At 38.9% G+C, this 4,340-nt stretch carries 8 protein-coding genes; 5 read left to right on the forward strand and 3 right to left on the reverse strand.

Annotated elements, in window-relative coordinates; genetic code table 11:
* Nucleotides 1-525: 525 nt before the first annotated feature.
* From AC2JBO_RS43510 to AC2JBO_RS43520, 3 genes are all read right to left on the reverse strand, one after another.
* Nucleotides 526-894, reverse strand: coding sequence for a hypothetical protein (locus AC2JBO_RS43510; protein ID WP_496959836.1), 369 nt, complete (start codon nt 892-894; stop codon nt 526-528).
* A gap of 54 nt (nt 895-948) precedes the next feature.
* A complete protein-coding gene (locus AC2JBO_RS43515; RefSeq protein WP_496959837.1) occupies nt 949-1,125 on the reverse strand; it encodes a hypothetical protein in 177 nt (58 codons plus the stop codon).
* Between the two features lie 112 nt (nt 1,126-1,237).
* Nucleotides 1,238-1,984 carry a GIY-YIG nuclease family protein gene (locus tag AC2JBO_RS43520; protein ID WP_496959838.1) on the reverse strand — a complete coding sequence of 249 codons (747 nt, stop codon included), beginning with the start codon at nt 1,982-1,984 and terminating at the stop codon, nt 1,238-1,240.
* 36 nt (nt 1,985-2,020) lie between these two features.
* On the opposite strand from AC2JBO_RS43520, the gene AC2JBO_RS43525 reads away from it, so the two are divergent.
* The 5 genes from AC2JBO_RS43525 to AC2JBO_RS43545 all read left to right on the forward strand — a co-directional run bounded on the left by AC2JBO_RS43525 (nt 2,021) and on the right by AC2JBO_RS43545 (nt 3,788).
* Complete coding sequence (locus AC2JBO_RS43525; protein WP_496959839.1) at nt 2,021-2,143, forward strand: hypothetical protein; 123 nt, start codon at nt 2,021-2,023, stop codon at nt 2,141-2,143.
* Nucleotides 2,144-2,201: 58 nt separating this feature from the next.
* The gene (locus AC2JBO_RS43530; RefSeq protein WP_496959840.1) at nt 2,202-2,408 is read left to right on the forward strand and encodes a helix-turn-helix domain-containing protein; all 207 of its coding nucleotides are present in this window, start codon (nt 2,202-2,204) and stop codon (nt 2,406-2,408) included.
* Nucleotides 2,409-2,672: 264 nt separating this feature from the next.
* Nucleotides 2,673-2,855, forward strand: a complete 183-nt coding sequence (locus tag AC2JBO_RS43535; RefSeq protein WP_496959841.1) for a hypothetical protein — start codon at nt 2,673-2,675, stop codon at nt 2,853-2,855.
* A gap of 81 nt (nt 2,856-2,936) precedes the next feature.
* Nucleotides 2,937-3,311, forward strand: coding sequence for a hypothetical protein (locus AC2JBO_RS43540; RefSeq protein WP_496959842.1), 375 nt, complete (start codon nt 2,937-2,939; stop codon nt 3,309-3,311).
* Between the two features lie 84 nt (nt 3,312-3,395).
* Nucleotides 3,396-3,788 (forward strand): single-stranded DNA-binding protein, encoded by a 393-nt coding sequence (locus AC2JBO_RS43545; RefSeq protein ID WP_496959843.1) that lies wholly within the window; start codon nt 3,396-3,398, stop codon nt 3,786-3,788.
* Nucleotides 3,789-4,340 lie beyond the last annotated feature (552 nt).

Here is a 4,340-nt window from a genome sequence, read left to right on the forward strand (position 1 = left end):
CCCAAAAATAAAATTCGCGCATGAGAGCAACGCGCGTTGTTCCCGAAATATGGCGCCGTGATTCTTTGCTACATGTAGTGTTTTGAAGTAAACTTTTAAACCTAGTTTGGAAACTTTAGAACTGGCGCCTTCCTTAAAATTGCGGAATTTTTATATATACCCCCAAAAAATAAAATTCTAAACTTGATTTTTAACGCTTGCTAAGAATACGATGCTCCATGTGTCCGCTGTGTGTGCCCGCGTGAAAAAATTTTAAACCTTGCGCGTGAAGCTTTGAAACTGAGACGCACGCGGGCATCCCTCAAAAATCTATATATGTCCGCAAAAAAAATAGACTCGAAACCAGTTTTTAGTAGTTGTTGAAATACAGCACCGTGATTTTCTGCTATATGTAGTGTTTTGAAACAAATTTTTAAACTCGATTTTGAAATTTTTGGAACAGGCGCCCAGACGCAGGATATCCGTAAATCTATATATGTACCCAAAAAAATAACCCGAAACCGGGTTTTAGTGGTTATGTGGTGTTTAAAAAATCTCTGGTTGGAATGAGTAGCCCACAGGAAGTAAATTAAATATGCGTGCGTACAATTTACAAAGTAGTTGATGTATGGCGCCGTCTACGATAAAGGTGTGGACAATTGCAGTGTTGATGTTAATCGCTGCTATGGTAAGTAATTTAAATATCTCCGAATCCTTGTTTTTAACCTTCTCGATTTTTGATATAGCATCCTTCGCCGATTCAATAAAACTCTTAGCTTGGAAACACTCGTAGACGATTAAAACATCGGTCTTAGAGCTTTTAAGTAACCGTTTGATTTTAATGTCGGCGCCTTGAATGTCTTTGTAGATAAGCCTAACTTCGTCTATGATGCTTGTCCAAAGTATATGTGCCATATGAAATGTAGTAAGTGCCTCCGGTAAATGGAGGCAATGAGGTGAATTTAAACGTTATGCAGAAAATACGGCGCCTAGTGTCATCAATTCTTCATAACTAATCTTTTTACGTTCTCCTTGAAAATTTACTACTACCCAGTTATGGAATGTGTCCAGAACTAAACACTCAACGCTGTTTATGATGATTCTGTCGTTAGTGCGCGCGTTGTACAGAACTGGTTGACCTTTCATTTGAATTTCTCCTTAATCGTTTGTAGTGGCGCCACTCGGTAATACGGCGCCTGTAAAAACTATTTATCTTGTGTCTGAAGTTATTACCTTGCCGTGACTATACATGAGATACCTATTGATTAAACTCTTCGTCTAGCTCCTGGAAAGCTTTTCTAACAGCATCTCGTGCAAATTCACTAATAAATCCTTTATCTTTCCCTTCAGCCAGAGAGCTTAATTCTTCCGAGTCTTCCTGATAAAGCCTTACTGTAATGGGGTTTTCTAGCAATGTATCTATCTCATTAAGAGCATTAATAATTGCGTTTCTACAAAATTCATTTTTATTTGGGATAGTATCAAGTTTTTCTTTCATCGAACGTGTGATTCTGAATGCAAGCAATGTATCCAAAGGCTCATCATTCTTACGCTGTATCTTGTATTTTTTACCAAAATCAGGGTTTCCACCTGGGCGCCCCCGTCCTAGTCCTTTCCTTTTCGCAATTGTCTTTTGTGGATTCTTTTGACTGCGGTTCGCTAAATTTCCAGATTTGTACTGAGTTCTTTGCCCTTGATGAACTGAACGTCCTCTAGGCACTCCTGCGACTTTTAGAATGTTGTACCCATCAACAGGACTATTGTAATGATTTATATATATCTGTTCATATACTGTTAGAAAACCATCAATCACTTCTTCAACGATTTCAAATTCAAAGTCATCTTTTCCATACTTGTCCCAAGCCCTCTGTAACTTCACTGAATGGTGCGTACCATGTTTTAACTGTTGTTTATGCTGATACCACCTAGCTGCTATATCTTTGCTGGAACCAACATATACTTTGCCTGTTGATTTGCAGCGAATAACGTATATTCCTGATGCCATATGCTTACTTCCTCTTTAAACTCTTATAGAGAAGATATGAAAGCAGTTCTCGCTTTACCAATTGGGAACCGCTCCTGTATACTTACTATACCTCACTATCAGTTAGTCAACCATGAGTTAGACATGACAGTTGTTTATTGGGCGGTAACTCTCGCATAAGATATACTGATAGTTAGCTGACTGAGAGTGAGTAATACGGTTTATAGGTAATAGTGTTATGCCAATTGAAATTAGACTCAAACAGATGAGAGAAGCCAAAGGGATGTCTCAGAACGCCCTCGCGCGCGAGTTAGGAATGTCGTTAACTAATATCCAAAAAATTGAACGTGGCGCCGCTAAGTCAGTCCCTTTAGACACACTCGACAATATTTGTACAGTACTTGAATGCAAGGTTTGTGACTTATTAGTCCAAGTAGAGAATTAACAGGTGCCAACACTCATAGTAATAGAACCTAGAAACGAGCGTAGATGCTGCATACACTCGGCACCTTCTCATGTACAAAAATACACCATATAATCACTAAGTAACTATACAAGAATAAGTTATCTATTAACGTTCATGCATAACAAACGCTAATAGATAACTATTAGCTAGCTAACTGAGAGTGAGGTATAATATTTATAGAAAGAAAAAAGACCTGGTATTAGAACCAGGCGCCAAATATCAACAATTAAGGACATTTTAACAATGGAAACGATACTTCTCTCGATAATGGTTGAGTTCTACGCAAAGCAACTTCTAGCTTGCACAGTTCAGGCTTTAAGAGGTCAGGTTGAAGCGATACAAGACCATTACCAGCAGCGTTATGAGTGCGCGCGTGAGCGTATGGACTTAGACAACGACTTCAATGATTCGGAGTGGATAGCTTAAAACCAAGCGCGCGTGTCCTCCGGATGAGGATGCGCGTTCCCCCTCAATTCACTGCAACATCTATCACTAAAGGAGAAATCAATGTTTAAGACCTTCACCCCCGCAGAAAAATACAGCTATCTAGCTCAGAGTTCGGCGCCACAATGGCAGGAAGTAGCTCAATTTTGCAGAGACAGAGAGGTTAATTTACTGTGGTTGCGTCGTTCTACACGTTCATTCACTGGTTGGGTTGCCGTCGCTGGATACGATGTTTGCGATTCCTTTCCCGGTGCCGCATTCAACGCTGTAAACCAGTTGAGTAGAGAAGCTGCAGATGTTTTTTTTGCAGAACACGCATACCTCGCAGTGCGGGAAAACACATTTGCTGTTACCGTCTCAATTCCCTGCATTCCGAGAGATTTGTACGCGATTCGCCTCCGCGCGCGTCGCATCACTCTTAAAAAACTAGCTGTTTAATTCACTGACCTAGGCAAGTCTTAAAACTGCCTTTGACCGGGAATTCTAAAAACATCACAAAACAAAACACTAACCATCATGGGCATGACTCCACAACAAACTGAACTCTGGCTTGAAATTCAACACAGACAAATGGTTGCACTCGAACGCATCGCGGACACACTAGACTCACTCGCCCCCAAATCGGCGCCTGACATCAAGCGACCTATCGAAGAATTCAAGACTTTTGATTGGTCTAGCATTGGCGCCAGAGTTGATAAGTCTGATTCTTACGGTGCAGCAGTTGTCAGTTGGAGAGGACAAATCTACACCAGACGGGCGCCTCAGAATAAATTCGGTGTTGCAATTTGGTACAGTCGCTGTATTGGAAAAGAGGAGGATGGCGCCAACAAGTATGAACGCTTAATCACATTTAAACCATTCTCAAAGATCGAAGCTGAACCACTCCCCGCAAAAGCTCAAAATTACCTAGGTTAATTAGTTCAGGCGCCACTAACCACGGCGCCTTAATTTTTCAGCTTAAAAAATATTTTTAAACAGGCATATATAGAGAATTCAGCAAGGTATAATTTTTGACTTAAAAATAAGTTTTCAAAACACCACATATACAAAATTCAGCTTGATTTTTAGGTTAATAGTAGCAAGTATCATTTTTAACTTTGAATTATTTTTTCAAAACCCACATATTATAAAATTCAGTTTGATTTTTCAACGAATTTCAGAAGGTATCAAATTTTAATTTGAAATAAATTTTTCAAAAACTACCATATATAAAATTTGCACTAGTTTTTTTAACAAGTAGTAACGGGTATTATTTTTAACTTTGAATTAACTTTTTCAAACGACTACATATAAAAAAATCACCTTAGTTTTCAACAAATTTCAGCAAGTATAAATTTTAACTATCAGCTAAACTTTTCAAACGGACACATATAAAAAATTTACAATTCGATGTGTTTGTCGGCGATGTCGATACCTTGTGATTGGTATACTGATTGCACTTGGTTAACAAGGAAGTTTTGCACTTCT

The organism is Calothrix sp. CBUCES-K 9914 (assembly GCF_059640475.1).

Excerpts from the sequence above, each read along its gene's own strand:
- AC2JBO_RS43515 (WP_496959837.1), bottom strand. The coding sequence starts at position 1,125 with ATGAAAGGTCAACCAGTTCTGTACAACGCGCGCACTAACGACAGAATC.
- AC2JBO_RS43545 (WP_496959843.1), top strand. The coding sequence starts at position 3,396 with ATGACTCCACAACAAACTGAACTCTGGCTTGAAATTCAACACAGACAA.
- AC2JBO_RS43535 (WP_496959841.1), top strand. The coding sequence starts at position 2,673 with ATGGAAACGATACTTCTCTCGATAATGGTTGAGTTCTACGCAAAGCAA.
- AC2JBO_RS43520 (WP_496959838.1), bottom strand. The coding sequence starts at position 1,984 with ATGGCATCAGGAATATACGTTATTCGCTGCAAATCAACAGGCAAAGTA.
- AC2JBO_RS43525 (WP_496959839.1), top strand. The coding sequence starts at position 2,021 with ATGAAAGCAGTTCTCGCTTTACCAATTGGGAACCGCTCCTGTATACTT.
- AC2JBO_RS43530 (WP_496959840.1), top strand. The coding sequence starts at position 2,202 with ATGCCAATTGAAATTAGACTCAAACAGATGAGAGAAGCCAAAGGGATG.
- AC2JBO_RS43540 (WP_496959842.1), top strand. The coding sequence starts at position 2,937 with ATGTTTAAGACCTTCACCCCCGCAGAAAAATACAGCTATCTAGCTCAG.
- AC2JBO_RS43510 (WP_496959836.1), bottom strand. The coding sequence starts at position 894 with ATGGCACATATACTTTGGACAAGCATCATAGACGAAGTTAGGCTTATC.